The 25,625-nt window shown below is 69.1% G+C and carries 26 protein-coding genes and 1 riboswitch; of the genes, 13 read left to right on the top strand and 13 right to left on the bottom strand.

From position 1 onward, the window contains the following. Positions 1 to 96 precede the first annotated feature (96 nt). The 3 genes from AB0J10_RS16640 to AB0J10_RS16630 all read right to left on the bottom strand — a co-directional run bounded on the left by AB0J10_RS16640 (position 97) and on the right by AB0J10_RS16630 (position 2,731). Positions 97 to 1,128, bottom strand: a complete 1,032-nt coding sequence (locus tag AB0J10_RS16640; RefSeq protein ID WP_363062094.1) for an alanine racemase — start codon at positions 1,126 to 1,128, stop codon at positions 97 to 99. Positions 1,129 to 1,192: 64 nt separating this feature from the next. Continuing rightward, entirely contained in the window at positions 1,193 to 2,311 is a 1,119-nt protein-coding gene (locus AB0J10_RS16635; RefSeq protein ID WP_363062092.1) for a peptidoglycan bridge formation glycyltransferase FemA/FemB family protein, read from the bottom strand. Positions 2,312 to 2,416: 105 nt separating this feature from the next. After that, positions 2,417 to 2,731, bottom strand: coding sequence for a hypothetical protein (locus AB0J10_RS16630; protein WP_363062090.1), 315 nt, complete (start codon positions 2,729 to 2,731; stop codon positions 2,417 to 2,419). Positions 2,732 to 3,027: 296 nt separating this feature from the next. On the opposite strand from AB0J10_RS16630, the gene rpsF reads away from it, so the two are divergent. From rpsF to rplI, 4 genes are all read left to right on the top strand, one after another. Then, positions 3,028 to 3,318 carry a 30S ribosomal protein S6 gene (gene rpsF, locus AB0J10_RS16625; protein WP_004950685.1) on the top strand — a complete coding sequence of 97 codons (291 nt, stop codon included), beginning with the start codon at positions 3,028 to 3,030 and terminating at the stop codon, positions 3,316 to 3,318. Positions 3,319 to 3,391: 73 nt separating this feature from the next. Beyond that, positions 3,392 to 3,973, top strand: a complete 582-nt coding sequence (locus tag AB0J10_RS16620; protein ID WP_138054219.1) for a single-stranded DNA-binding protein — start codon at positions 3,392 to 3,394, stop codon at positions 3,971 to 3,973. Positions 3,974 to 4,045: 72 nt separating this feature from the next. Next, positions 4,046 to 4,282 carry a 30S ribosomal protein S18 gene (rpsR, locus tag AB0J10_RS16615; protein WP_003949403.1) on the top strand — a complete coding sequence of 79 codons (237 nt, stop codon included), beginning with the start codon at positions 4,046 to 4,048 and terminating at the stop codon, positions 4,280 to 4,282. A gap of 18 nt (positions 4,283 to 4,300) precedes the next feature. Then, positions 4,301 to 4,747 (top strand): 50S ribosomal protein L9, encoded by a 447-nt coding sequence (gene rplI, locus AB0J10_RS16610; RefSeq protein WP_138054220.1) that lies wholly within the window; start codon positions 4,301 to 4,303, stop codon positions 4,745 to 4,747. 175 nt (positions 4,748 to 4,922) lie between these two features. On the opposite strand, the gene AB0J10_RS16605 is transcribed toward rplI, so the two are convergent. Beyond that, the gene (locus AB0J10_RS16605) at positions 4,923 to 6,260 is read right to left on the bottom strand and encodes an MATE family efflux transporter (protein ID WP_363062088.1); all 1,338 of its coding nucleotides are present in this window, start codon (positions 6,258 to 6,260) and stop codon (positions 4,923 to 4,925) included. Between the two features lie 424 nt (positions 6,261 to 6,684). Here AB0J10_RS16605 and dnaB point away from each other — a divergent pair, with 424 nt between their 5' ends. After that, positions 6,685 to 8,172 (top strand): replicative DNA helicase, encoded by a 1,488-nt coding sequence (gene dnaB / locus AB0J10_RS16600; protein WP_363062086.1) that lies wholly within the window; start codon positions 6,685 to 6,687, stop codon positions 8,170 to 8,172. 75 nt (positions 8,173 to 8,247) lie between these two features. Beyond that, complete coding sequence (locus AB0J10_RS16595) at positions 8,248 to 9,630, top strand: serine hydrolase domain-containing protein (protein ID WP_363062084.1); 1,383 nt, start codon at positions 8,248 to 8,250, stop codon at positions 9,628 to 9,630. Positions 9,631 to 9,794: 164 nt separating this feature from the next. Here AB0J10_RS16595 and AB0J10_RS16590 read toward each other — a convergent pair whose 3' ends face one another. Beyond that, entirely contained in the window at positions 9,795 to 10,247 is a 453-nt protein-coding gene (locus AB0J10_RS16590; RefSeq protein ID WP_363062082.1) for a GNAT family N-acetyltransferase, read from the bottom strand. 44 nt (positions 10,248 to 10,291) lie between these two features. Continuing rightward, the gene (locus tag AB0J10_RS16585; RefSeq protein WP_363062080.1) at positions 10,292 to 10,780 is read right to left on the bottom strand and encodes a MarR family transcriptional regulator; all 489 of its coding nucleotides are present in this window, start codon (positions 10,778 to 10,780) and stop codon (positions 10,292 to 10,294) included. Between the two features lie 175 nt (positions 10,781 to 10,955). On the opposite strand from AB0J10_RS16585, the gene AB0J10_RS16580 reads away from it, so the two are divergent. Continuing rightward, the gene (locus tag AB0J10_RS16580) at positions 10,956 to 12,173 is read left to right on the top strand and encodes an MFS transporter (RefSeq protein WP_363062078.1); all 1,218 of its coding nucleotides are present in this window, start codon (positions 10,956 to 10,958) and stop codon (positions 12,171 to 12,173) included. A gap of 105 nt (positions 12,174 to 12,278) precedes the next feature. Here the strand turns inward: AB0J10_RS16580 and AB0J10_RS16575 are convergent, their stop codons facing one another. Further along, the gene (locus AB0J10_RS16575; protein WP_363062076.1) at positions 12,279 to 13,133 is read right to left on the bottom strand and encodes a GNAT family N-acetyltransferase; all 855 of its coding nucleotides are present in this window, start codon (positions 13,131 to 13,133) and stop codon (positions 12,279 to 12,281) included. A 1,099-nt stretch (positions 13,134 to 14,232) separates the two neighbouring features. On the opposite strand from AB0J10_RS16575, the gene AB0J10_RS16570 reads away from it, so the two are divergent. Next, on the top strand, positions 14,233 to 15,927 hold the full coding sequence (locus AB0J10_RS16570; RefSeq protein WP_363062074.1) for a globin domain-containing protein: 1,695 nt from the start codon (positions 14,233 to 14,235) through the stop codon (positions 15,925 to 15,927). An 88-nt stretch (positions 15,928 to 16,015) separates the two neighbouring features. On the opposite strand, the gene AB0J10_RS16565 is transcribed toward AB0J10_RS16570, so the two are convergent. The 5 genes from AB0J10_RS16565 to AB0J10_RS16545 form a co-directional block, all read right to left on the bottom strand. Beyond that, positions 16,016 to 16,495, bottom strand: coding sequence for an NUDIX hydrolase (locus tag AB0J10_RS16565; protein WP_269729485.1), 480 nt, complete (start codon positions 16,493 to 16,495; stop codon positions 16,016 to 16,018). Between the two features lie 62 nt (positions 16,496 to 16,557). After that, positions 16,558 to 17,454, bottom strand: coding sequence for a LysR family transcriptional regulator (locus tag AB0J10_RS16560; RefSeq protein ID WP_363062071.1), 897 nt, complete (start codon positions 17,452 to 17,454; stop codon positions 16,558 to 16,560). A gap of 278 nt (positions 17,455 to 17,732) precedes the next feature. Beyond that, positions 17,733 to 18,857 carry a cystathionine gamma-lyase gene (locus AB0J10_RS16555; protein ID WP_363062069.1) on the bottom strand — a complete coding sequence of 375 codons (1,125 nt, stop codon included), beginning with the start codon at positions 18,855 to 18,857 and terminating at the stop codon, positions 17,733 to 17,735. After that, entirely contained in the window at positions 18,854 to 19,345 is a 492-nt protein-coding gene (locus AB0J10_RS16550; RefSeq protein WP_363062067.1) for a low molecular weight protein-tyrosine-phosphatase, read from the bottom strand. The genes AB0J10_RS16555 and AB0J10_RS16550 overlap by 4 nt, the downstream gene beginning before the upstream one ends. Before the next feature lie 7 nt (positions 19,346 to 19,352). Beyond that, positions 19,353 to 19,733 carry a phage holin family protein gene (locus AB0J10_RS16545; protein ID WP_363062065.1) on the bottom strand — a complete coding sequence of 127 codons (381 nt, stop codon included), beginning with the start codon at positions 19,731 to 19,733 and terminating at the stop codon, positions 19,353 to 19,355. A 50-nt stretch (positions 19,734 to 19,783) separates the two neighbouring features. On the opposite strand from AB0J10_RS16545, the gene AB0J10_RS16540 reads away from it, so the two are divergent. From AB0J10_RS16540 to AB0J10_RS16525, 4 genes are all read left to right on the top strand, one after another. Further along, positions 19,784 to 20,101, top strand: a complete 318-nt coding sequence (locus AB0J10_RS16540) for a cupin domain-containing protein (protein WP_363062063.1) — start codon at positions 19,784 to 19,786, stop codon at positions 20,099 to 20,101. Positions 20,102 to 20,231: 130 nt separating this feature from the next. Continuing rightward, complete coding sequence (locus AB0J10_RS16535; RefSeq protein ID WP_283296995.1) at positions 20,232 to 20,444, top strand: DUF5326 family protein; 213 nt, start codon at positions 20,232 to 20,234, stop codon at positions 20,442 to 20,444. A gap of 417 nt (positions 20,445 to 20,861) precedes the next feature. Continuing rightward, entirely contained in the window at positions 20,862 to 21,599 is a 738-nt protein-coding gene (locus AB0J10_RS16530) for a helix-turn-helix domain-containing protein (RefSeq protein ID WP_363062122.1), read from the top strand. A 113-nt stretch (positions 21,600 to 21,712) separates the two neighbouring features. After that, on the top strand, positions 21,713 to 22,147 hold the full coding sequence (locus tag AB0J10_RS16525) for an SsgA family sporulation/cell division regulator (protein ID WP_093655546.1): 435 nt from the start codon (positions 21,713 to 21,715) through the stop codon (positions 22,145 to 22,147). Between the two features lie 66 nt (positions 22,148 to 22,213). Here the strand turns inward: AB0J10_RS16525 and AB0J10_RS16520 are convergent, their stop codons facing one another. Further along, positions 22,214 to 23,569 (bottom strand): YibE/F family protein, encoded by a 1,356-nt coding sequence (locus AB0J10_RS16520; protein WP_363062061.1) that lies wholly within the window; start codon positions 23,567 to 23,569, stop codon positions 22,214 to 22,216. 71 nt (positions 23,570 to 23,640) lie between these two features. Then, positions 23,641 to 23,774: riboswitch (TPP riboswitch) on the top strand. On the opposite strand from AB0J10_RS16520, the gene thiC reads away from it, so the two are divergent. Then, complete coding sequence (thiC, locus tag AB0J10_RS16515; protein WP_363062059.1) at positions 23,767 to 25,554, top strand: phosphomethylpyrimidine synthase ThiC; 1,788 nt, start codon at positions 23,767 to 23,769, stop codon at positions 25,552 to 25,554. Its footprint overlaps the riboswitch before it by 8 nt. Positions 25,555 to 25,625: the final 71 nt, after the last annotated feature.

Genomic DNA, 25,625 nt, shown 5'->3' with positions numbered 1-25,625 from the left:
CGCATGGCTGCACACCTACAATCACCACCGCGGACACACCGCGCTGAAAGGCCAACCACCCGCCACCCGCGTCCCCAACCTCACAGGGCAATACACCTAGCGGTCGACCAGCCGGTCGAACTGGGTGGTCGTATGCCGCAGATGCGCGACCAGCTCGTCCCCGACCGTCGGCTCCACCGAGTCGGCCGGCACGAAGAGGATCGAGACCTGCATGTGTGGGGGCTCCGCGAACCACCGCTGCTTGCCCGCCCAGACGAACGGCGACAGATTGCGGTTGACGGTGGCCAGACCGGCCCGGGCGACGCCCTTGGCGCGCGGCATGACGCCGTGGAGGGCCTTGGGAGCCTCCAGGCCCACTCCGTGTGACGTGCCGCCGGCGACGACCACCAGCCAGCCGTCCGAGGCGGCCTTCTGCTGGCGGTACCCGAAGCGGTCGCCCTTGGCGACGGGGGTCACGTCGAGGACCGCCCCCCGGTACTCGGTGGCCTCGTGGTCGCCGAGCCACAGTCGTGTGCCGATCCGCGCACGGAAGCGGGTCTGCGGGAACTGCTGTTGAAGCCGGGCGAGTTCGTCGGCCCGCAGGTGGCTCACGAACATGGTGTGCAACGGCAGCCGCGCGCTCCGCAGCCGGTCCATCCAGTCTATGACTTCCTCCACCGCGTCGGAGCCGTCCGTGCGGTCCAGGGGCAGATGGAGGGCGAAGCCCTCCAGCCGCACGTCCTCGATCGCGGAGTGCAGCTGGTGCAGGTCGTTCTCGGAGACGCCGTGCCGCTTCATCGAACTCATGCACTCGATGACGACCCGCGCGCCGACCAGGGCGTGCACCCCGTCGACGGACGAGACCGAGCGGATGACCCGGTCGGGCAGCGGCACCGGTTCCTCACCGCGGCGGAAGGGCGTGAGCACGAGGAGGTCGCCGCCGAACCAGTCCTTGATCCGGGCCGCCTCGTAGGTGGTGCCCACGGCGAGCATGTCGGCCCCGAAGCGGGTCACCTCCTCGGCGAGACGCTCGTGGCCGAAGCCGTAGCCGTTGCCCTTGCAGACCGGAACGAGTCCCGGGAACTGGTCGATCACGGACTTCTGGTGCGCCCGCCAGCGCGCGGTGTCGACGTAGAGGGAGAGCGCCATGGCCGGGTCCGAAGCCTTTCTGGTGCAGCGGTGTGGGAGAGATACGTGCGAGGGTACGGAACGATCAGCGGCGCGACATGTAGATGTCGAGGGCCTTGTGCAGGAGCTTGTTGAGCGGGAAGTCCCACTCGCCGACGTATTCGACGGCCTCGCCGCCGGTGCCGACCTTGAACTGGATCAGTCCGAAGAGGTGGTCCGACTCGTCGAGCGAGTCGCTGATGCCGCGCAGGTCGTAGACGGTGGCGCCCATGGCGTAGGCGTCCCGCAGCATGCGCCACTGCATCGCGTTCGAGGGCCGGACCTCACGGCCGATGTTGTCGGAGGCGCCGTACGAGTACCAGACGTGGCCGCCGACGACGAGCATCGTCGCCGCCGACAGGTTCACCCCGTTGTGCCGTGCGAAGTACAGCCGCATGCGGTTGGGGTCCTCGGAGTTCAGGACCGTCCACATGCGCTGGAAGTACGAGAGCGGGCGGGGGCGGAAGCGGTCGCGTTCGGCCGTGATCTCGTAGAGCCGCTGCCACTCCGCCAGGTCCTCGTAACCGCCCTGGACGACCTCGACGCCCGCCTTCTCGGCCTTCTTGATGTTCCGGCGCCACAGCTGGTTGAAGCCCTTGAGCACGTCGTCGAGGGACCGGTTGGCCAGCGGGACCTGGTAGACGTACCGCGGCTGCACGTCGCCGAAGCCCGCGCCGCCGTCCTCGCCCTGCTGCCAGCCCATCTTGCGGAGCCGGTCCGCGACCTCGAAGGCCCGGGGCTCGATGTGGGTCGCCTCCACGTCGCGCAGGCGCTTCACGTCCGGGTCCTGGATGCCCGCCTTGATCGCCGTGGCCTCCCAGCGGCGGATCACGACCGGCGGACCCATCTTCACCGAGAAGGCGCCCTGGTCCTTGAGGTGCGCAAGCATCGGCTGGAGCCAGTCGTCCAGATTGGGGGCGTACCAGTTGATCACCGGGCCCTCGGGCAGATAGGCCAGGTAGCGCTTGATCTTGGGAAGCTGGCGGTACAGCACGAGGCCGACGCCGACGAGCTGTCCGCTCTTGTCGAACCATCCGAGGTTCTCGGAGCGCCACTCTGTCTTGACGTCCGCCCATGCCGGGACCTGGCAGTGACTCGCCGAAGGCAGGCTCTGGACGTACGCCAGATGCTGCTCTCGGCTGATGGTCCTCAGGGTCAGGCTCATGCGGGGCGCTCCTCGGCTGGTGTGTCCCCATGGGTCAGGGGCTCCGGCTCTCGCGCCGAAGCCTACTGGGCCCGGGAAGCGCCCCGCGTGGGCTCGTGCCGAGGACTAGTAGCCGATCAGGCCGCCGAAGAGCCCGCCCTGCGCCATTCCGAGGAGGAAGCCGAAGGCCGAGGCCCCCAGCCCGATGACCAGAAGGAAGCGTTCCCGGGTGGTGGCCGAGATGAACTGGCCGTACGCGCCCGTGAGGATGCCGATGAGTCCGGACCAGGAACTGAGCAGGTGGAGGTTGTGGAACTGTGCCGCCACGAAGGCCACCACACCCAGGACCAGGGTCACGACCATCAGGGTGTCCTGGAGCGGATGGGGCTTTCCGTCCGTGGCGAGGAGAGAGCCGGTGGGATTGGGTTGCGATTGCGCCATGAAGCACCTCCTGGCATTCCCGGAGGGCGGCGCACTGTGACGCCGCCCACACCCGATGCGTACAGGGTGCGGTGGGTGGACGCCGGATTTCAACCGGAAGCGGGTGTGCGGGTACTGTGTAGCGTCCGCACCGGTGTCTGCCCAGGTCGCACTCGATACCTCGCCCTCCCGTACCGAAGGCGAGGACCATTGTCAGAGCCGCCTGATTTACTGCGTAGGCATCGATGCTCAACGCATCACGACCCTCCTGCCACGGAACGACCGTGGCCGCTGAGTCCAAAGGAGGTGGGTTCCACATGCGTCACTACGAGGTGATGGTCATCCTCGACCCCGATCTCGAGGAGCGCGCTGTCTCCCCGCTGATCGAGAACTTCCTCTCCGTCGTCCGTGAGGGCAACGGAAAGGTCGAGAAGGTCGACACCTGGGGCCGTCGTCGTCTCGCTTACGAGATCAAGAAGAAGCCCGAGGGCATCTACTCGGTCATCGACCTGCAGGCCGAGCCTGCGGTCGTCAAGGAGCTCGACCGCCAGATGAACCTGAACGAGTCGGTCCTCCGGACCAAGGTCCTCCGTCCCGAGACCCACTGAGCACCTAGCTCAGAGGTCATCGGGTTCGAGTAGCAGCAAGCAGCCAGAAGCAATCCCGCCGAGAGGTTCACCCATGGCAGGCGAGACCGTCATCACGGTCGTCGGCAATCTCGTCGACGACCCCGAGCTGCGCTTCACCCCGTCCGGTGCGGCGGTCGCGAAGTTCCGTGTCGCGTCCACCCCCCGCACCTTCGACCGCCAGACCAACGAGTGGAAGGACGGCGAGAGCCTCTTCCTCACCTGCTCGGTCTGGCGTCAGGCGGCGGAGAACGTCGCCGAGTCGCTCCAGCGAGGCATGCGCGTCGTCGTGCAGGGCCGGCTGAAGCAGCGGTCCTACGAGGACCGTGAGGGAGTCAAGCGCACGGTCTTCGAGCTGGACGTCGAGGAAGTCGGCCCCAGTCTCAAGAACGCCACGGCCAAGGTCACCAAGACCACCGGCCGCGGTGGCCAGGGCGGCTACGGCGGTGGCCAGCAGCAGGGCGGCGGCTGGGGCGGCGGTCCCGGCGGTGGCCAGCAGCAGGGCGGCGGCGGTGCTCCCGCCGACGACCCCTGGGCCAGCAGCGCGCCGGCCGGCGGTCAGCAGCAGCAGGGCGGCGGCGGTGGCGGCTGGGGCGGAGGCTCCGGCGGCGGCTACTCGGACGAGCCTCCTTTCTAGGGACTGGTCCCTCAGGGGGCGGTTCCAGGGAGAGCTCGTACTCCCACTTCTTGATCACACAGGAGAAACACCATGGCGAAGCCGCCTGTGCGCAAGCCGAAGAAGAAGGTCTGCGCTTTCTGCAAGGACAAGGTCACGTACGTGGACTACAAGGACACGAACATGCTGCGGAAGTTCATTTCCGACCGCGGCAAGATCCGTGCCCGCCGCGTGACCGGCAACTGCACGCAGCACCAGCGTGACGTCGCCACGGCCGTCAAGAACAGCCGTGAGATGGCGCTGCTGCCCTACACGTCCACCGCGCGCTAAGGGAAGGGTGACCGAAACATGAAGATCATCCTTACCCACGAGGTGTCCGGTCTCGGCGCTGCCGGCGACGTCGTCGACGTCAAGGACGGCTACGCTCGCAACTACCTGGTCCCGCGCGGTTTCGCGATCCGCTGGACCAAGGGTGGCGAGAAGGACGTCGAGCAGATCCGCCGGGCCCGCAAGATCCACGAGATCGCGACCATCGAGCAGGCCAACGAGATCAAGGCCCGTCTCGAGGGCGTAAAGGTGCGTCTGGCCGTTCGCTCCGGCGACGCCGGCCGCCTGTTCGGCTCCGTCACCCCGGCCGACATCGCCTCGGCGATCAAGTCCGCCGGTGGTCCGGAGGTCGACAAGCGCCGTGTCGAGCTCGGTTCGCCGATCAAGACCCTGGGCTCGCACCAGGTGTCCGTGCGTCTGCACCCCGAGGTCGCCGCGAAGCTCGGCGTCGAGGTCGTCGCCGCCTGAGCGACTGCCCGCAGAGCAGCATGAGAGGGCCGCACCCCTACGGGTGCGGCCCTCTCTCGTTTCCGGTGCGCGGTAGCTGCGGTGTCGTGCCGTCGGCTGGGGTGTCCGTGCTCTGCGGGCGTTCGCGGCGAAGCGGCGTTTCACGTGAAACGGCTGCCGGCGCCCCACGGGCTTTTCAGCGCGTCGCGCCTGTCACGATCCAGCGGCCGGACCGGGTCCGCAGCCACAGAGTCGCCATGCGGACCGTCATCATCAGGGCCATGGCCCACCAGAGCGCGGTGAGCCCGCCACCGAAGGCCGGTACCAGGAGGGCGATCGGGGCGAACACGGCGAGGGTGATCAACATGGCGCCGGCCAGATAGGGACCGTCACCGGCACCCATCAGTACACCGTCGAGAACGAACACCACGCCCGCGATGGGCTGGGTGACTGCCACCACGAGCAGAGCCGGCAGCAGCGTGTCCTTGACCGCGGGGTCGCTGGTGAAGAGGGGGATGAACAGCGGACGTGCCAGCACGATGAGAAGTCCGAGCACCACGCCCGAGGCGATTCCCCACTCCACCATGCGCCGGCACGCGGCACGTGCCCCTGCGGGGTCGTCGGCGCCGAGACAGCGGCCGATGATGGCCTGGCCGGCTATGGCGATCGCGTCCAGGGCGAAGGCCGTCAGGCTCCAGAGGGAGAGGATGATCTGATGCGCCGCGATGCTGGTGTCACTCAGCCGGGCAGCCACGGCGGTGGCGATCAGCAGCACGGCTCGCAGGGAGAGCGTGCGGATCAGCAGTGGTACGCCTGCTTGGGCGCTCGCCCGTATGCCCTTGGAGTCCGGCCGCAGGGAGGCACCGTGGCGACGTGCCCCACGGATGACCACCACGAGATAGACGGCGGCCATTGCGCACTGGGCGATGACCGTGCCCCAGGCGGAGCCGGCGATGCCGAGCCCCGCACCGTAGACGAGGCCGAGGTTGAGGGCCGCGTTGGCTGCGAAGCCGCCGATCGCCACATAGAGGGGGGTGCGGGTGTCCTGCAGGCCGCGCAGTACGCCGGTGGCGGCCATGACCACGAGCATGGCGGGGATACCGAAGCTCGAAATGCGCAGATAGGTGATGGCGTGCGGAGCGGCCGTGTCGGAGGCTCCGAAGGCGTCGACCAGCCATGGTGCCGCGGGCAGAACGACCGCGACGACCGCGACGCCGAGCAGCAGCCCAAGCCAGATACCGTCCATGCCCTGGCGGATAGCGGCGCTCAGGTCCCCCGCGCCCACTCGGCGCGCGACCGCGGCGGTGGTGGCGTAGGCGAGGAAGACGAAGACGCTGACCGCCGTCATCAGCAGCGCGGCTGCGATTCCCAGTCCGGCGAGTTGTGGCGTGCCGAGGTGGCCCACGATCGCGCTGTCGACCATCACGAACAAGGGCTCTGCGACGAGCGCTCCGAAGGCGGGGACGGCGAGCGCGATGATCTCGCGATCGTGTCGACGGCGGCTGGATCTGGTCGCCGCAGGGGCCTGTGTCATGGGTGCCAATCTAATCTTCCACAGGTAAGAGATGCAATGTGTCAGTGATCCTTACCAAATGGTGGGACGGGGCTTCTGCTGTGCGCCGTTTGTTCTGATCTTGATCCGGCTGGGAAAGTTTTTCTCCCCCACAGCCGGTGGACGGAAAAAGCCCAGGTCAGTGGCGGCGTGGAGTGAGTGCTATGACTTTGTCCACAGTGCTGTCCCCTGCTCCGTGCACAGGTTCCGCAGGGTTCTCCACAGCATCTGCTCCGTCGTCCACACGGCCTGTGGATAACCAGATTGGCTGACGGTGCCGACGGCCCTACCGTGGACCGGCGCCCGATGTGCCGCCCAGCGGAATCGGGCCTCTCGTGTTGTCAGTGCCGTGTCCTAAAAAGAGTGCCACGCAGAGGTCCGCGCAGCGGACGGGAGGAGGCGGCCGGTGAGCGTTCCCGAGCCCCTTGACGAGCCCTGGACCGACATCGGTCCGGGTGACCGTCTGCCCGTCTCCCGCCCCCGCCGAGGAGAGGGCCGGGGCCGCGGCGCCCGTGAGGAGCAGCACGAGCGCGGCAGGGAGAGCGTCGCCTGGGACGACGGTGCACCGGGCTTCGAGCGGGTCCCTCCGCAGGATCTCGATGCCGAGCAGTCCGTCCTCGGCGGCATGCTGCTGTCCAAGGACGCCATCGCGGACGTCGTCGAGATCATCAAGGGCCATGACTTCTACCGGCCGGCGCACGAGACCGTCTACCAGGCGATCCTCGATCTCTACGCCAAGGGCGAGCCTGCCGACCCCATCACCGTCGCGGCCGAGCTGACCAAGCGCGGAGAGATCACTCGTGTCGGCGGGGCCTCCTATCTGCACACGCTCGTCCAGTCGGTCCCGACGGCGGCGAACGCCTCGTACTACGCGGAGATCGTGCACGAGCGCGCCGTGCTGCGGCGCCTGGTCGAGGCGGGTACGCGCATCACGCAGATGGGCTACGCGGCGGACGGCGACGTCGACGAGATCGTGAACTCGGCGCAGGCGGAGATCTACGCGGTCACCGAGCAGCGCACCAGCGAGGACTATCTCCCGCTCGGCGAGATCATGGAGGGCGCGCTCGACGAGATCGAGGCGATCGGCTCCCGCAGTGGTGAGATGACGGGTGTCCCGACCGGATTCACCGACTTCGACTCACTCACCAACGGTTTGCACCCCGGGCAGATGATCGTCATCGCCGCCCGTCCCGCAATGGGAAAGTCGACGCTGGCGCTGGACTTCGCCCGAGCGGCGTCGATCAAGAACAATCTGCCCAGCGTGATCTTCTCCCTTGAGATGGGGCGGAACGAGATCGCGATGCGTCTGTTGTCCGCCGAGGCCCGCGTCGCCCTGCACCACATGCGCTCCGGCACGATGACGGACGAGGACTGGACCCGGCTCGCCCGACGGATGCCCGATGTCTCCCAGGCACCGCTGTACATCGACGACTCCCCGAATCTGTCGATGATGGAGATCCGTGCGAAGTGCCGGCGTCTCAAGCAGCGCAACGATCTGAAGCTCGTCATCATCGACTATCTCCAGCTGATGCAGTCCGGTGGCTCCAAGCGGGCCGAGAGCCGTCAGCAGGAGGTCTCGGACATGTCCCGAAACCTCAAGCTGCTGGCCAAGGAACTGGAGATCCCGGTGATCGCCCTCTCACAGCTGAACCGTGGTCCCGAGCAGCGTACGGACAAGAAGCCGATGGTCTCGGACCTGCGTGAGTCCGGCTCCATCGAGCAGGACGCGGACATGGTCATCCTGCTCCACCGCGAGGACGCTTACGAGAAGGAGTCGCCGCGCGCCGGCGAGGCCGACCTGATCGTGGCCAAGCACCGAAACGGTCCGACAGCGACCATCACGGTCGCCTTCCAGGGCCACTACTCGCGTTTCGTGGACATGGCCCAGACCTGAGCCGTTGGTTCTGCCGAACCTCGTTCGCCATGTCGGTCGGTCGACTCCGGGCGGCCGGTCGGATAGATCTGGTCCATGACCTCACCTTTCGAAGCGCTCCTTCCCAGTACGGAACGCACACTGCTGCACCGTGTCGCCGTGGCCCAGTCCGAAGGACGCGCGCCCTCCCTCGTCGGGGCCGTGGCCAGGGACGGGCGCCTCGTCTGGAGCGGCACCCGCTGCTGCGCCGAGGCGGACACGTCGGACGCGGACACCCAGTACCGCATCGGTTCCCTCACCAAGACGTTCACCGCCGTGCTTGTGCTGAGGCTGCGGGACGAAGGGTTGCTCGACCTGAACGATCCACTGGACAAACACCTTCCGGGAACGGGCGTGGGCGGGGCGACCATCGCCCAGGTCCTCTCTCACAGCGCGGGACTTGCGGCAGAGAGCCCCGCCCCATGGTGGGAGCGCACGCCCGGAGCGCTGCGCCCGGAGTTGGCCGACGTGCTTGGTGAGCAGCCCGTGCTGCACCCCGCCGGTCGCCGCTTTCACTACTCCAACACCGGTTACACGCTGCTGGGTTCGCTGATCGAGGCCGTGCGGCGCAAGCCCTGGGAGGAGGCGCTGCGGAGCGAACTCCTCGAGCCGCTCGGCATGCACCGCACGAGTTGTGCCCCCCGGGCTCCTTATGCGAGCGGCTGGGCGGTGCATCCATGGGCGGATGTGCTGATGCCCGAACCGGCGGAGGACCTGGGTCTGATGGCCCCGGCCGGTCAGCTCTGGTCGACCGCGGCCGACCTCTGCCGCTTCGCCGGGTTTCTCGTCCAAGGCGATGAACGGGTGCTGAGCGCGGACTCCGTGCGCGAGATGCGAACCTCGTCGGCCCCCTCCGAGCCCGGGGACTGGGAAAGCACCTATGGGCTCGGTGTGCAGATCGTCCGGAGGAACGGACGCACGCTCATCGGCCACACCGGATCGCTGCCGGGATTCGTCGCCTGCCTCTGGACGGACGCGGAGGAAGGCGTGGCCGCCGTGGTGCTCGCCAATGCCACATCAGGGCCGCTGCCGGCCGCCGCGGCCGCGGATCTCGTGCACATCGTGGTGGAGGCCGAGCCTCGCTTCCCGGAGCCCTGGCGTCCCATGCCGGAGGTGGACGAGGGGCTGCTGGAACTGACGGGTGCCTGGTACTGGGGCACCGCCGGCTTCGGGCTGAAGCTCGTCGCGGATCGGGGCGTCGAGCTGTACCCACTGTCGGGAAACGGCCGGGGCTCGCGGTTCCGCGCTCGCCCCGACGGGACATGGGCCGGGCTGGACGGCTACTTCGCGGGCGAAACCCTGCGCATGGTCCGCGGGTCTGACGGGCGGTTGGTCCATCTCGACCTGGGCTCCTTCGTTTTCACTCGGCAGCCGTACGATCCGGCCGCCGAGGTGCCCGGCGGTGTGGACGAGGAGGGTTGGCGGGGCCTGGTGCCGTGACGGGCGGATCGTGTGCGTCGGGGTCGGGCGGCCGCCCCGGGCCGGCGCCGGTGGCGGTTTCACGTGAAACCGCCACGGCTGCGCCTGCCGGGAACCGGACGGCAGACCCCGGAAGCAGCGTCTCGAAGACCGGTGCGCGCGCCGACAGGAGCCGGCGGGAGGCGTCAGAGCACTCGCTTGAAGCCCACATGCGATGCCTCGAAGCCAAGGCGCTCGTAGAAGCGATGGGCGTCGGTGCGGGAGGCGTCGGACGTCAGTTGGACGAGGCGGCAGCCAAGGCTGCGTGATTCCTCGACCGCCCACTCGATGAGCAGGGTGCCGAGCCCGCCGCCCCGCTCATCTGCATGGATACGTACCGCCTCGATGATCGAGCGGGTGGCTCCGCGGCGGGACAGCCCGGGGATCACGGTGAGCTGCAGGGTGCCGACGGTCCGGCCGTCACGCTCGGCGACCACGAGATGCTGGTTCGGGTCGGCTGTGAGTCGTTCGAAGGCGGCCAGGTAGGGGGCCGGGTCATCGAGCGACTCGCGCTGCGCGCCCAGGGGATCGTCGGCGAGCAACGCCACGATCGCGGGGACGTCGGCGGGGGAGGCGGGGCGTATCTGCAGATCGCTCATGATCCGCACCCTATGCGCCTCTCATGGCGCAGCGGTTGGCGGCCTCACGTGGAGGCCGCCGGCGCGGGAACAGTGGACGCGGGAACCTTCAACTCCTCGACCGCCCGGACCAGCGGAGCGAGTTCGGGGTCCTTGGCGGCCTCGTCGAGCGCTTCGCGCAGCGCATGGTCGTTCGTCGGCCGGGCTGCGGCCAGTAGTTCAAGGCCCGCTTCCGTGACATCGGTGTAGATGCCACGCCGGTCGGTGTCGCACAGATAGCGGCTCAGCAGCCCACGGTCCTCGAGCCTGGTGACGAGGCGGGTGGTGGCGCTCTGGCTCAGGACGACGGCGTCGGCGACCTGCTTCATCTGGAGGTGGCCGCCCGGGCCGCTGTGCTGGCGGCTGAGCACGTCCAGCAGTGAGTACTCCCGCACGCTCAGATCGTGGTGCGTCTGGAGGGCCCGTTCGATATGGCCCTCGATTCTGCCGTGCAGCAGGGAGAGAGCACACCAGCTCTGGGCGAGTGCTGTGAGTGCCGGGTCCGTCGCGGTCATCGATCTCTCCTCCGTCCAGCAGCGTCCGTGCGGGCCGGGCCTCGGCCCCTGCGGAGTGGCGCGACTCCAAGAGTAGACGACTGATGCAATAGCCCGCGCTTGCAATTAAATGTGTCTGCAATTATTGTTAACGCCTGTAAGGAGCAAGCGCAATCTTTTGAGAAGGTGATCCCCTGTGCCGCTCGCCCTCCTCGCCCTGGCCATCGGGGCATTCGGTATCGGAACCACCGAGTTCGTGATCATGGGCTTGCTGCCCGAGGTCGCGAACGACTACCAGGTCTCGATCCCCACCGCCGGATTCCTCGTGACCGGGTATGCCCTCGGCGTGGTGCTGGGCGCGCCCCTGATGACCGTGCTCGGCACCAAGGTGTCCCGCAAGCGGATGCTGATGCTGCTGATGGGGCTCTTCATCGTGGGCAACGTGCTCTCGGCCGTGGCTCCCGTCTTCGGCGTCATGCTCGCCGGTCGTGTGGTGGCCTCGCTCGCCCATGGAGCCTTCTTCGGTATCGGCTCGGTGGTCGCGGCCGACCTGGTGGCCCCGGAGAAGAAGGCCGGAGCGATCGCGATGATGTTCACCGGCCTCACCGTCGCCAACGTCGTCGGCGTCCCGCTCGGCACCCTCATCGGGCAGAACATCGGCTGGCGAGCCACGTTCCTGATCGTGGCCGGGCTCGGTGTGCTGGGGCTCGCCGGCGTCGCCGGGCTGGTTCCGGAGCAGCCCAGGCCCGAAGGCGTACGGCTGCGCCACGAGCTGGCGGCCTTCCGCAATGTCCAGGTACTGCTGGCGATGGCCATGACCGTGCTCGGTTTCGGGGGCGTGTTCGCCGCGATCACCTACATCACGCCGATGATGACCGAGGTCGCCGGGTTCGCCGATGCCTCCGTGACCTGGCTGCTCGTTCTCTTCGGCCTGGGCATGGTCGGCGGCAATCTGATCGGGGGGAAGTTCGCCGACCGGGCGCTGATGCCGCTTCTGTTCGTCTCGCTCGGCGCCCTCGCCCTGGTTCTGGCGCTGTTCACCTTCACCGCCCAGGACAAGACCGCGGCGGCCGCCACCATCGTTCTCGTCGGCGGGCTGGGTTTCGCCACCGTGCCGCCGCTCCAGAAGCGGGTCCTCGACCAGGCGTCGGGGGCGCCCACACTGGCATCGGCCGTCAACATCGGCGCCTTCAACCTCGGTAACGCCCTTGCCGCCTGGCTCGGTGGCATCGTCATCGCGGCCGGACTCGGGTTCACCGCCCCCAACTGGGTGGGTGCGCTGCTCGCCGGATCGGCTCTGGTGCTGGCGGTGCTCTCCAGTGCCCTCGAGCGCCGGGACGTCCACCGGGACAGCCGTTTGGTCGCGCCTGCGGCCTCCTCCGGGCCGGCCCCGGTCGCCGCGGCCCGTCACTGACCCGGCAAGCGCCCCCGAGCAGTACCACGGCCTTGCGACCGCAGCGCTGGAGGTTCTGGTCCGCTGAGCCTCGTCCTGGGTGAAACCGCGGCCGGTCCGCCTGGCTCAACCCGCCGCGACGGTCAGCGGTGCGAATCGGCGGGTCCAGTCGCCCGGGAGAGCGGGAGCGCCGCGGAGCATCACGGCGTTGAAGGCGATCGGCTCCAGGCCGCTCGCCTTCAGCCAGGTGAGCAATGCCTCGTGTCGCACATCGATGTCCGTGCGGACCGGACGTTCCGTCTCCGCGGCGAGCGACGTGATCAGGGCCTTGGCGGTCTCCGTGTCCCGTGCGATCAGTGGGCCGACGACCTGGGTCTCCATGTTCGGCCATGCGGCCGCGTAGCCCGTGAGGACTCCGTCGGCTTCAGCAACTCTCAACTGATCGGCGAAGGCGGGCAGCCGGGCGAGCATATGTGTCCGGTCCACGCCGAACACCTCGGCGTCCAGGCCGAGGATCGCCGGGAGGTCCTCCGCCGTGGCCGGCCGGGTCACGGCCCGGGGCGCCGGACCGGCGAGATGGAAACGGCCACGGACCATCTCGGCGCGTCCGGTATGGGTGAAGCCCAGTTCCTCGTAGAGCGGCTGTCCGTTCGCCGTGGCGTGCAGCGTCAGAGGAGTCTCACCGGTCTCGGCGAGTACGTGCCGCATCAGACGTCGCCCGACACCCTGCCGGGCGTACCGCTCGGCCACGAGCACCATGCCGAGGGCGGAGAGCCCCGGGCCGTACGACGTCACCACGCACCCGGCCACGAGCCCTCCGGCTTCGGTGTCGTCGATGCCGTACCCCGTGCCCGCCGCGAGTAGAAGACCCCATTTGTGCTCCTCGCGCGGCCATCCCCGGTCCTCTGAGAGGTTCGCGCAGGAGTGCAGGTCCGCAGTGGTGAGACGCCGGATGGGGAGCTCGGTGAACGGAGTTGGCATGAGGTCAGGCTGTCCGACGCAGTGATCTTTCGTCCACCGCTTTCGGGGAAGTGGCCGACCTCGCGGGAAGGCGGCGAGCCCGGTCATTGCCGAGGGCGGCCGGCACTCGGTCCGGACATGGCCGTCAGCGGGCCTGTCCCCGGGCGTTGTGAGAAAGAGGGCCGACCCACCACCAAGGGTGAGCGACGGGGATCACCGGCCAGTTCGCAAAGCCGGCCGTCGAAGGCATGCGGCCCCCGCGAGGGCCGTCGAGCACCGTCGCGGTGCTCAGCCCCAGCAGACCGAGTGACGGTCCGAGTCGGTGCGGATGCCGACTCATGGACGAGGAGGGCCCGCCGAGTCGGGCGTTTGAGAGGTTTCACGTGAAACACCGTGCCGGGGCGGGGTCGTTCTTCGAGCCCGACGAGGGGAGCAGGCGGGTGTCGACTTCGGCGTAGATCGCGAGCGTGAGTCCTTTGCCCGGACATTGCCCAGCCGGAGAGCGTCCGTCGCCGGGGGTTCATGTCCGTCGGCCGTTCCGTTCAGGGAGCCGGTCGAACCGTCCCGCATTTCGTGCCGCGAAGTGGTGAAGGTCGCGAAGGGGCTCTGTGCAGAGATCGGGATGATGGCTGAACGGCTCTGTCGTCCCTGCGGATTCGCTGCCCGATGCGCAGATCTTTGCCGTGGCGACCGTTGCGGACGCGGTGAATGGGGACCATCATCTGTCCGGTGCGGCTCGCCGCACCGGACGGCATGCGAACTGCTGGAGGCGCGCGAACTGGTGCGATTCCCTTGACGGTTTCGGGTGCGGGGACATACCCAACGAGACCCGAGTCGTGGCCACGTACACGGACATGGGTGCGATGCAGCCTAACGGGAAAGCGGGTGGGGATACCCGGACTTTCCGCTCTTTGTCCGCCGCCGGGCGGGAGCTGGGATGCTGCGTCGACGAGCGCTGCGGGCAACGTCACCATCCGGTCCCACTCGCCCGAATCCCATAATCGCGACAGCTAATGTGGGCGGGCACGAGTCACTGAGAGCAGAGCGGGGAAATCGAGGCACCTTCCGGACCAGCGGAAGTGCGCAGACCGACCGAGAGATGTTCGAGGCGAGGCACACAATGGACGCTCCGACCACCACGTCGGCCGACAACGGGACCTCCGGTGAGAACGGCGCGAAGGGCGGGGGAGGCTGGTTCACCCCCCGGAAGCAGCCTGCCGAAGGCCGTCCGGCTCCTGGCGGCGCCGAGAACCCGGCCCACGAGGGAGCCGAATCGGTGGACGACGGGCGAATAGCCACTCCCAGCCGTCCGGTCGCCTCCATCCGCCCCGTCGGCACGGGAGCCGAGCGGGCTGCCGGGACCCCGCCGCGCGGAGTCGCCGTTCCACAGACACGCACCGCACCCGAGGTTCAGCGGCCACCGGTCGCGGCGCCGCGTGAGACGCCTGCGCCGCAGGTCCCCCCGTACGGCGCAGGCGCGGCGCACGGGGACTCGTCGAGCTACGGAAACACCGATCCCCGTCACGGTGGCCCTCCGCAGTACGGCGCCCCCTCCCTCGGCGGCGCGGTGCCTCACCAGGGCCCCGCGCCCTACCACCCGCATCAGGCAGCCCCCTCCCACGGCGGCGACGCACCCCACTCAGCCCCCGACGCCGGAGCCGGCGGCCCCGGCCCCGGTCTCTTCCCCGGGGTCTCCGACCGGAAGGCGTCCCCCGACGCGATCCTGATCCGGCGGACCATGGAGGAGATCGCCCCGGTCGCCGACAAGGTGACCTCCTACTTCTACGCCCTGCTGTTCGTCCGCCACCCCGATCTGCGGTCCCTGTTCCCGGCCGCCATGGACACCCAGCGCGACCGGCTTCTCAAGGCGCTGCTCACCGCCGCCGAGCACATGGACAACACGCCCGTACTGGTCGACTACCTGGAGCACCTCGGCCGCGGCCACCGCAAGTACGGCACCCAGCCCGCGCACTACCCGGCCGTCGGCGAGGCCCTCATCGGGGCGCTGACCCGCTACGCGACGACGACCTGGAACGAGGAGACCGAAGCCGCCTGGGTCAGGACCTACACGACCATCTCCCAGATCATGATCGACTCTGCCGCTGAGAACGAACGGCACGCGCCGGCCTGGTGGCACGCCGAGGTGGTGTCCCACGACCTCAGAACACCGGACATCGCGGTCGTCACCGTGCGCCCCGACCAGCCGTACCCGTTCCTGGCCGGTCAGTACACGAGTCTTGAGACGCCGTGGTGGCCGAGGATCTGGCGGCACTACTCCTTCGCGGGGGCGCCGCGTTCCGACGGACTGCTCTCGTTCCATGTGAAGGCCGTCCCGGCGGGCTGGGTCTCCAATGCCCTGGTCCATCACGCCCGGCCCGGCGATGTGCTCCGGCTGGGCCCGCCGGCGGGATCGATGGTCGTCGACCACACCACCGACAACGGGATGCTCTGCCTGGGCGGCGGTACCGGCATCGCGCCCATCAAGGCGCTGGTCGAGGACGTTGCCGAGCACGGTGAGCGGCGTCCGGTGGAGGTGTTCTACGGGGCGCGCAGCGATCACGACCTCTACGACATCGACACGATGCTGCGGCTCCAGCAGAGCCATCCGTGGCTGCAGGTACGCCCCGTCGTCGACGGCCGGACGCAGCTGCCCGACGCCGTGCTCGAGTACGGGCCGTGGAACGAGTACGACGCGTTCCTGTCCGGCCCGGTCGGGATGATCCGCAGCGGAGTGGACACGCTCAGGGGCGTCGGCATCCCGTCGGAGCGGATCCGTCACGACTCGCTCGAGGAGCTCGTCGCCGCCGACGACTGACGGCCCTCGGTGTCCCGTCGCGGCGGCCCCGGCACGAGGCGGCAACAGGCCCTCGGGCAGGGCGCGGGGCGGTCCGGACCGGGAGTGCTCAGCCCAGGTCGGGTGCGTGCATCGCCCGGACCCCCTCGATGTTGCCGTCCAGGTAGTGCCGCAGTGACAGCGGCACGAGATGGACGGCGGCGATCCCGACGCGGCTGAAGGGCACCCGGACGATCTCGTACTCGCCGCAGGGATCCTCCACCTCGGGGCCGTGTCGCCGGGACTCGTCCATGGCCACCAGACGGCAGACGAAGAAGTGCTGCACCTTCACGCCCGAGACGCCGCCGTCCACGATGTGCTCGACGGTGTCCACGAAGCAGGGCACCACATCGACGATCTTGGCGCCGAGCTCCTCGTCCACCTCGCGGTGGAGGGCTTCGACGACGGTCGCGTCCTCGGGCTCCACCCCGCCGCCGGGAGTGACCCAGTACGGGTCCATCCCCGGCTTGGTGCGCTTGATCAGGACGAGGTCGTCGCCGTCGAGCAGGATGGCGCGTGCGGTGCGCTTGACCACTGGCCGTTCGGTCATGGTCAGAGAGTGGCCCACGACACCCGTTCTGAAACTCCCGTCCCCTTCGCTGTCGCCGGCCGTCACCAGGCGGCCGCGGCGCGCAACAGTCCCTCGTGCGCGCGTGCGATGTGCGGCAGTGCGAGCGTGCCGGTCCGGACGACGAGGAAGTACGTGCGCAGTGGTGGAACGGGAGGCTCCAGCAGCGCCACCAGCCGGCCGCTGCCGAGATCGCCCCGGCACAGATAGCGGGGCAGCACCGCGAGCCCGGCCCCGGCGGCGGCCGATTCCCGCGCGGCCCGCAAGTCGGGTGCGATGACGGCGGCCACGGCGGGCGGCCGGCTGTCGAAGACGGAGGACCAGTAGCGGGAGACGAACGGCAGGGACTCGTGGACCTCGACGACCGGCAGCTGCTCCAGCACGACGGCGCCCTTGCGCAGCAGCACTCCGTCGCCCAGCCGGGCCGCCCAGCGCGGGGAGGCGACCAGTACGTGCTCCTCGTCGCAGAGCGGGGTCGACGCGAGCAGGCCGCCGCGAGGCCGGGCCGTGGTCACGGCGAGCTCGTGGTGCCCGGCCGCCAGGCCCTCGAGTGCCTCCTCGGCGTTGCCCGTGAAGGACGCCCTCAGCGCCAGTCCCTGCGAGACCAGCGGGGCCAGTGCGGGCAGCACTCGTGCGGAGGTGAACTCGGGCGGTCCGGCGAGGTGGAGGGTGCGTACGCCGGACTCGTCGTCCAGGCCCGCCTCCACGATCTCGACGAGTGCGTCCAGATGCGGGGCGGTCCGGTGGGCCAGTTCGTCGCCGACGGTCGTGGGCGTGACCCCGCGCGCCTGGCGGAGGAAGAGCGGCCGCCCCAGCTGTCGTTCAAGGGTCCTTATCTGGCTGGTCACCGCGGGCTGGGAGAGCCCGAGCAGAGCGGCGGCGCGGGTGAACGACCCGGCCCGGTGCACCGTGACGAATGTGCGCAGCAGGGCCAGATCCATCGTCCAACTATAAATAAGTCGATAGCTCTCTGTCGCTCCTGTGATTGGACACTGACGCAGAGTCAACTAGCCTTGCTGGAGCGGATTCTGATCCAGGGCGCCGCATGTGGCACTACGCGCGGAGTGTGCGTGGTGCCATGTGTCACCGGTTCGGGAACCGCATGCGGAAGAGGGACGGTCCGAGCCATGAGGGGGGAGGTTCGGACCGTCCTTCGCGCCCGCCCGGAAGTCGCTCCGGGCGGCGCCCGCGGCGGCTGTCCCGCCGCCGCGCGCGTGCCTCAGCCCTCCGCCGCGTCCAGCGCCCGGAGCACGTCCGCGACGAGGTCGTCCGTGTCCTCCACGCCCGCCGAGAAGCGGATGAAGCCTTCCGCCACGGCGTCGCCGCCCCACCGCCCCCTGCGCTCGGCGCTTGAGCGGACACCGCCGAAGCTGGTGGCGTCGTCGACGAGCCGTGTCGCCGCGAGGAAGCGCTCCGCGTGGTCACGGCCGGACAGTTCGAAGGAGACCACCGAGCCGAAGCGGCGCATCTGCTTCGCGGCGGTCTCGTGCGAGGGGTCCTCGGGCAGTCCGGGGTAGCGCAGTCCGGTGACATCCGTCCGCCCGGCCAGCGCCCGGGCCAGTGCGAGCGCGTTCGCGCACTGCCGGTCGGACCGGAGCTGGAGCGTGGCCAGCGAGCGGTGCGCCAGCCACGCCTCCATGGGGCCCGGGATCGCGCCCACGACCTTGCGCCAGTGCCGCACCCCGGCGGCCGGTGCGGGATTCCGGCAGACCACGTAACCGAGCAGCACATCGCCGTGGCCCGTCAGGCCCTTGGTGCCGCTGGCGACCGCGAAGTCGGCGCCGAGTGCCAGCGGGCGCTGGCCGAGCGGGGTCGCGAGCGTGTTGTCGACCGCGACCAGGGCACCGCCGGCATGCGCGGCGTCCGCGAGCCGCCGCACGTCGCACACGTCGAGTCCCGGGTTGGAGGGGGTCTCGATCCACAGCAGCTTCGCCCCGTCCAGCACGGTGAGCTGGGCGTCGCGGCCGGTGGGCGCGGTCCGCACCTCGACCCCGTACTCCTCCAACTGCTCCCGCAGCAGAGGCAGGGCCTGGTAGCCGTCGTCCGGGAGCACCACCGCGTCGCCCGCTCGGACCTGGGACAGCAGCACGGCCGAGACGGCGGCCATGCCCGAGGAGAAGACGACGGTCTCGACCCCGGTCTCCCCCGGCGCCTCCAGCTCCCCGATCGCCTGCTCCAGCAGTGTCCAGGTGGGATTGGAGTCCCGTCCGTAGGTGTACGGGCCCGTCGGTTCACCGGGAAGGTGGTAGTGGGCGGCGAAGACCGGCCCCGGCAGCGCCGGTTCGTACTTCCGCGCCTCCGGCAGACCGGCCCGTACGGCCCTCGTGCCCTCACCCGTGCTCATACCGCAGCCTCCTCCACCGCCTCGCGCACCGCGGCGAGCAGTCCCTCGCTCGCGGCCTCCACCATGCCCAGGCACTCCTCGAAGCCGTCCGTTCCGCCGTAGTAGGGGTCGGGGACGTCGAGGTCGTCACCGGCGGCCGGGTCGTACGAGCGCAGTAGCCGGATCTTCGCGGTGTCCGCCGCGGTCGGTGCCAGCCTGCGCAGCTCCCGCAGATGACCCCGGTCGAGAGCGATCACGAGGTCCAGCCGGGAGAACCACGAGGGACGGAACTGCCGGGCGACATGACCGGAGGCGTAGCCGTTGGCCCGCAGGACGTCGACGGTGCGGGCGTCGGCGCCCTCGCCCTCGTGCCAGTCTCCCGTGCCTGCGCTGTCCACGACGACGAGGCCGTGGAGTCCGGCGTCGTCCACCCGGGCCCGGAACACGGACTCGGCCATCGGCGACCGGCAGATGTTGCCGGTGCAGACGAAGCAGACGGAGAAGGGCATCGTGCGTTCAGTCCTTGCCGTCGGGGAGCACCACGTTCAGCGCCCACGACACGATCGAGATGATCAGACCGCCGAGCACGGCCGTCCAGAAGCCCTCCACGTGGAAGTCCAGATCCAGGACGTCCGCGAGCCACGAGGTCAGCAGCAGCATCAGGGCGTTGACGACCAGCGTGATCAGGCCGAGGGTGAGGATGAACAGGGGGAGCGTCAGCAGCCTGACTATCGGCTTGACGAAGAAGTTCACCAGGCCGAAGAGCAGGGCCACGATGATCAGGGTGACGGTCTGCTTCGCGGTGCTGTCGCCGGTGAGCGTGATGTCCTGGACCAGCCAGATCGCCACGGCGAGTGCCCCGGCGTTCGCGATCGTCTTGACGAGGAAATTCTTCATGTGTCTGATCGTGGCAGACGTGATCGGACCGATGGCAGGGCGGACGGACTATGAAGGCATTCCGGCTGGACGAGCTCGAGGCGGAGCGTGCCGCCAACGACGGGGCGTATCTGCAGTTCCTGCGAGAGCGGAACATGTCGGTCGGGCTGTACGCGCTGGACGCGGGGGCGCTGGACCCGCAGCAGCCGCACCAGCAGGACGAGGTCTACTTCGTCGTCAGCGGCCGTGCCTCGATCACGGTCGGTACGGAGACGACCCAGGTGGGGCGGGGCAGCGTGGTCTACGTCCCGGCGGGAGTGGCCCACAGGTTCCACCACATCAGCGAGGATCTCCGGGTGCTCGTCGTCTTCTCCCCGCCCGAGAGCTGACCGGCCGGCCCGGTTTGCCCTAGGGGAAGTCTCAGGGGACTTCGGGGGGCGCGGGCACCCCGCGGACCACCGTCCCGCCTCTAGCATCGACAGCAGGAGCACTCACAGAAGCGAGGTAGGGACGATGGCGGTGCGGGAGATACTGACGGGGATGCCCTGGTGGGTGAAGTGGGTCGCCATCCCTCTGATCGCCCTTGTCGTCTTCGGCGGGATGATCGCGAGTTTTGTCGGCTTTGTGATCTGGCTGCTCTTCAAGGTCCTGCTCTTCGTGGCGATCGTGGGCGGACTGGTCTACGTCGTGCGGAAGTTCATGAGCTCGTCATCCTCGAAGAGCGACTGGTAAGCGGCCGGGCGGGTAGGGTCACCGGCCGGGGGAGAGTGCGCCGGACGCGCGAGGGGAGCGCGGGGCGTGGCTTTCGCGGGGCGGAAAACGGCAGGTGCGTACGCCCGTTAGCCCGCGCGGGGGAATGCCGCAGACGATCCCCGCTGCCTGTCGGAGGCTGCCATTAGAGTGGCAATCCTCCGCCGTCCCCGGGAATCCCCGGTCGAAGCTCACCGTGAGCAGCGGTTCGTGCGACTTCCTGGACAGTTCCCGAATTCGGTCTCAGGAGCAGCCCAGGCCCTCGGGGAGCGCGGCGGGCGTGCGGGGGCGGCCCCCGCACGCGGGCGGTCCGCCCGTCACCATGCCTGGGGGTGACCTTTGGCCACGGCATTGGCTACCAGTTCTGCGCCCACCACCACTTCGCCCGCCGCTCCGACGCTGATCGGTTCGGTGCAGCGGGCTCTGCGGCTCATGGAGGCCGTGGCCTGCCACGCCGACGGAGCCCCGGCCAAGCAACTCGCACGTGAGGCGGGCCTGCCCCTCCCCACCGCCTACCACCTGCTGCGGACCCTGGCCCACGAGGGCTATCTGCGACGTGAGAAGGGCGTGTTCGTCTTCGGTGAGGCCGCGGTGCGGCTGGCGATGGGGGGCGCGATGCAGAATCGTCGCACCAAGATCGAGGAATCCCTGGCGCACTGGCGGGACTCCATCGGTGTACCGGTCTATTTCGCCCTCTACCGGGAGGAGGAGATCGAACTCGTCGCCGTGGCCGACACCCCTTACGCGCCCGCGGTGGAGGAATGGGCGGACTTCCGGGAGACGGGTCATGCACACGCCCTCGGCCAGTGCCTGCTCGGCCAGCTCGACGAACGGGCCCGCAAGGATCATCTCGACCGGCACCCGGTGGACCGGATCACGCCTTATACGGTGCGCAATCGGGGGAGTCTGCTGGAACGGCTCGGGGCGATGGGGCAGATGCAGCCGGTGATCGAGCGGCAGGAATACGCCCTGGGTACGGTCTGTGCGGCCATTCCCGTCACCGTGGGCTCCACGGCCGGCGCGATGGCGATTTCCCTTCCACTGCACCAGGAGGATCGTTTGATTCCGGCGGTCGAACAACTACGCAGTGGCGTGGGCAGTCTGCTCAGTTCGTTCGCCTTCTCTATCAGTATCTGAAAAACTACTCCTTGTGATCTACCGGTCACTTACAGCACGATGGCGGGGCGGGCCCCGGGGGAACCTTCCCGGCCGTTTTCACGAGGTGCCTCATCCACTGCGGGGTTAACACGATGCGCGAGTCGGTTCAGGCAGAGGTCCTGATGAGCTTCCTGGTGTCTGAGGAACTCTCCTTCCGGATCCCTGTGGAGCTCACGTACGAGACGAGAGACCCCTATGCGGTGCGCATGACGTTCCACTTGCCCGGGGACGCCCCCGTGACCTGGGCGTTCGGCCGGGAGCTGCTGCTGGACGGGATCAACGGCCCCAGCGGGGACGGCGATGTGCACATCGCCCCGACCGAGCCGGAGGGGCTGTCCGACGTCCACATCCGGCTCCAGGTCGGCGTCGACCGGGCGCTGTTCCGGGCCGGAGCCGCACCCCTGGTGGCCTTCCTCGACCGGACCGACAAACTGGTCCCGCTGGGACAGGAGCGCACGCTCGGCGACTTCGAGGACAACCTGGAAGCCGCCCTGGGCCGGATCCTCGCCGAGGAAGCCGCCGGCTGACCGCCTGCCGACCACGACGCCCGCCTGCCGACCACGAGCGCTCCTCGCCGGCCGTGCGCGAGGGAGCTACTTCGCCCGCCGGCGCCGGCCCCTGCTGCGCACCGCTCCCGCGGCCACACCGGTCACCGTGCCGCCGGGCCGGTCGGCGGAGACCACCAGCGCGGCCAGTGCCGTGGTCACCGGCACCGATGCCACCAGACCGATCGAGCCGATGAGGGTTCGGACGATCTCCTCCGCCACCAACTCGCTGGTCGCCACCGCGCCCACCCCCGACTGCGCGATCGAGAACAGCAGGAGAAGGGGCAACGCGGCGCCGGCGTAGGCCAGTACGAGCGTGTTGACCACCGAGGCGATGTGGTCGCGGCCGATCCGGATGCCCGCCTTGTAGAGGCCGCGCGGACCCATGGCCGGATCCGCCTGGTGCAGCTCCCACACGGCCGAGGTCTGGGTCACCGTGACGTCGTCGAGCACGCCGAGCGAACCGATGATGACTCCCGCCAGAAGCAGGCCGGACATGTCGATGTTCGGATACAGACCGTGGATCAGGCCGGTGTTGTCGTCCGTGTTCCCGGACAGGGACGCCCAGCCGATGAACACCGAGCCGAGCAGCCCGATCAGCAGCAGCGAGATCAGCGTCCCCAGCACCGCGACCGATGTGCGGGCGTTCAGCCCGTGGCAGAGGTACAGCGCCATCAGCATGATCGCGCTTGCCCCGACCACGGCCACGATCAGCGGATTCGAGCCCTGAAGGATGGCCGGCAGGATGAACAGGGTCAGTACGGCGAAGCTCAGCACCAGCGCGATCAGCGCCATCACCCCGCGCAGCCGGCCGACCAGCACGACGACGACCGCGAAGATCCCGGCGAGCAGCATCATCGGGAAGTCCCGGTTCACATCGCTCACCGAGTACTGGAGATCACGCGGCGCGTCGGGCGCGTACGCCACGACCACGCCCTGCCCCTGCTTCAGCTGGCGCGAGGCGTCCGGCTGGACGATCTCGATGAACGTGCGCCCCTTGTCCTTTCCGGACGTGATCTCGACCGTCGCCTTCTTGCACTTTCCCTGCTGGGAGTTGACCGCCTCACGGCCCTCGGGGGTCGTGGTGTCACCCGTCGGCGGCACCTGCCCGGCGTTCACCTCGGAGCAGTCGACCTCCTGCACCCGGACCACCCGGGCCTGTTCCGTCTGCCGGTCGAAGCCGACACCCGTGCGCTCGTGCTCCGGCGCACCGCCGGGCCAGAGGGCGACCAGGCCGACCACCACCGCGGCGGCGAACGGGATGAGGACCGCGGCGATGACCCGCCGCAGATGCCGCGAAACGGGGGCGGCCGGCCCATGGGCGTGGGCGTGGGCGTGGCCGTGGGAGTGCGGCTGACCGCCCGTGCTGTGGTCCGGTTGTGGCGTCTGCTGGGAGGAAGTCACCGACAGATCATCGCAAGAACGAACGGGGCCCACTGTTCAGCACGCCCGATGGGGCGCTAGCGTGGTGACACCTTTGCACACGCGGGAGCTCGGAGCACCGGGCTGAGAGGGCGCTGACCCGCCGTACGACCGTACGGGACAGCTGCGCCGACCGCCGAACCTGTTACCGGGTAATGCCGGCGTAGGGAGTAGGTCTCATGACCACATCGGACACGCGCACGCCTGCCTCCGGATCGTCCGGGGCGGGGAAGTCCATCGGCTGGCACAAGGGATACGTCGAGGGCTCACGCCCCGACATCCGGGTGCCGGTCCGCCAGGTGCACCTGACCAACGGCAAGGACGTCACCCTGTACGACACGTCCGGTCCGTACACCGATCCGCACGCCGATACGGACGTGCGCCGCGGTCTGCCGCCGCTGCGCGAGAACTGGATCGTCGGACGCGGCGACACCGAGGAGTACGCCGGCCGTCCCGTGCGGCCCGAGGACGACGGCATCAAGCACACGTCCCCGCGCGGCGGTCTGCGCAACCTCGACGCGGTCTTCCCCGGCCGCCCGCGCCAACCCCGCCGGGGACGCGGCGGCCAGGCGGTGACGCAGCTCGCCTACGCCCGGCGTGGTGAGATCACGCCGGAGATGGAGTTCGTGGCGATCCGGGAGAACGTCTCCCCGGAGGTCGTCCGCGAGGAGATCGCCGCGGGCCGGGCCGTGCTGCCCGCCAACGTCAACCACCCCGAGACCGAACCGATGATCATCGGTAAGCGGTTCCTCGTGAAGGTCAACGCCAACATCGGGAACTCGGCGGTGACCTCCTCCATCGAGGAGGAGGTGGAGAAGATGACCTGGGCCACCCGGTGGGGCGCGGACACGGTCATGGACCTCTCCACCGGCCGCAACATCCACACCACCCGCGAGTGGGTGCTCCGCAACTCCCCCGTACCGATCGGCACCGTGCCGCTGTACCAGGCGCTCGAGAAGGTCGACGGCCGGGCCGAGGAGCTGACCTGGGAGATCTACAAGGACACCGTCATCGAGCAGGCGGAGCAGGGCGTCGACTACATGACGGTCCATGCCGGCGTGCTGCTGCGGTACGTGCCGCTCACGGCGCGGCGCAAGACCGGCATCGTCTCCCGCGGCGGCTCGATCATGGCCGCCTGGTGCCTCGCGCACCACAGGGAGTCGTTCCTGTACGACAACTTCGAGGAACTGTGCGAGATCCTCGCCGCGTACGACGTCACCTACTCGCTCGGCGACGGACTGCGGCCGGGCTCCATCGCGGACGCCAACGACGAGGCGCAGTTCGCCGAGTTGAGGACGCTCGGGGAACTCAACTCGATCGCCAAGCGCCACAACGTGCAGACCATGATCGAGGGACCGGGGCACGTCCCGATGCACAAGATCAAGGAGAACATCGACCTCCAGCAGGAGATCTGCGAGGAGGCCCCGTTCTACACGCTCGGCCCGCTGACGACCGATGTGGCGCCCGCCTACGACCACATCACCTCCGGCATCGGCGCCGCGATGATCGCCTGGTGGGGCACGGCGATGCTCTGCTACGTCACGCCCAAGGAGCACCTGGGCCTGCCGAACCGGGACGACGTCAAGACGGGCGTCATCACCTACAAGATCGCGGCACATGCGGCGGACCTCGCCAAGGGGCACCCGGGCGCGCAGCAGTGGGACGACGCGCTGTCGGACGCGCGCTTCGAGTTCCGCTGGGAGGACCAGTTCAACCTGGCCATGGACCCTGACACGGCACGGGAGTTCCATGACGAGACGCTGCCGGCCGAACCGGCGAAGACCGCGCACTTCTGCTCCATGTGCGGTCCGAAGTTCTGCTCGATGAAGATCAGCAGGAGCATCACGGAGCAGTTCGGCGGCGACGAACCGGCGGCGTCGGACACGGAGATCGCCGAGGGCATGCTCCAGAAGTCCAAGGAGTTCGCGGCCTCGGGGAACCGGGTGTACCTGCCGCTGGCGGACTGAGCGGATGGAGGAACCGGCCGCGACCTCGTGCGGTCGTGGCCGGTTCCGTCACTGCGGCGCGATCGGGGATC

Origin of the sequence: Streptomyces sp. NPDC049887 (assembly GCF_040656535.1) — a bacterium.
Taxonomy (GTDB): domain Bacteria; phylum Actinomycetota; class Actinomycetes; order Streptomycetales; family Streptomycetaceae; genus Streptomyces.
Note: the sequence above shows the minus strand (reverse complement) of the source record. Positions and strands in the feature narration are given on the sequence as shown.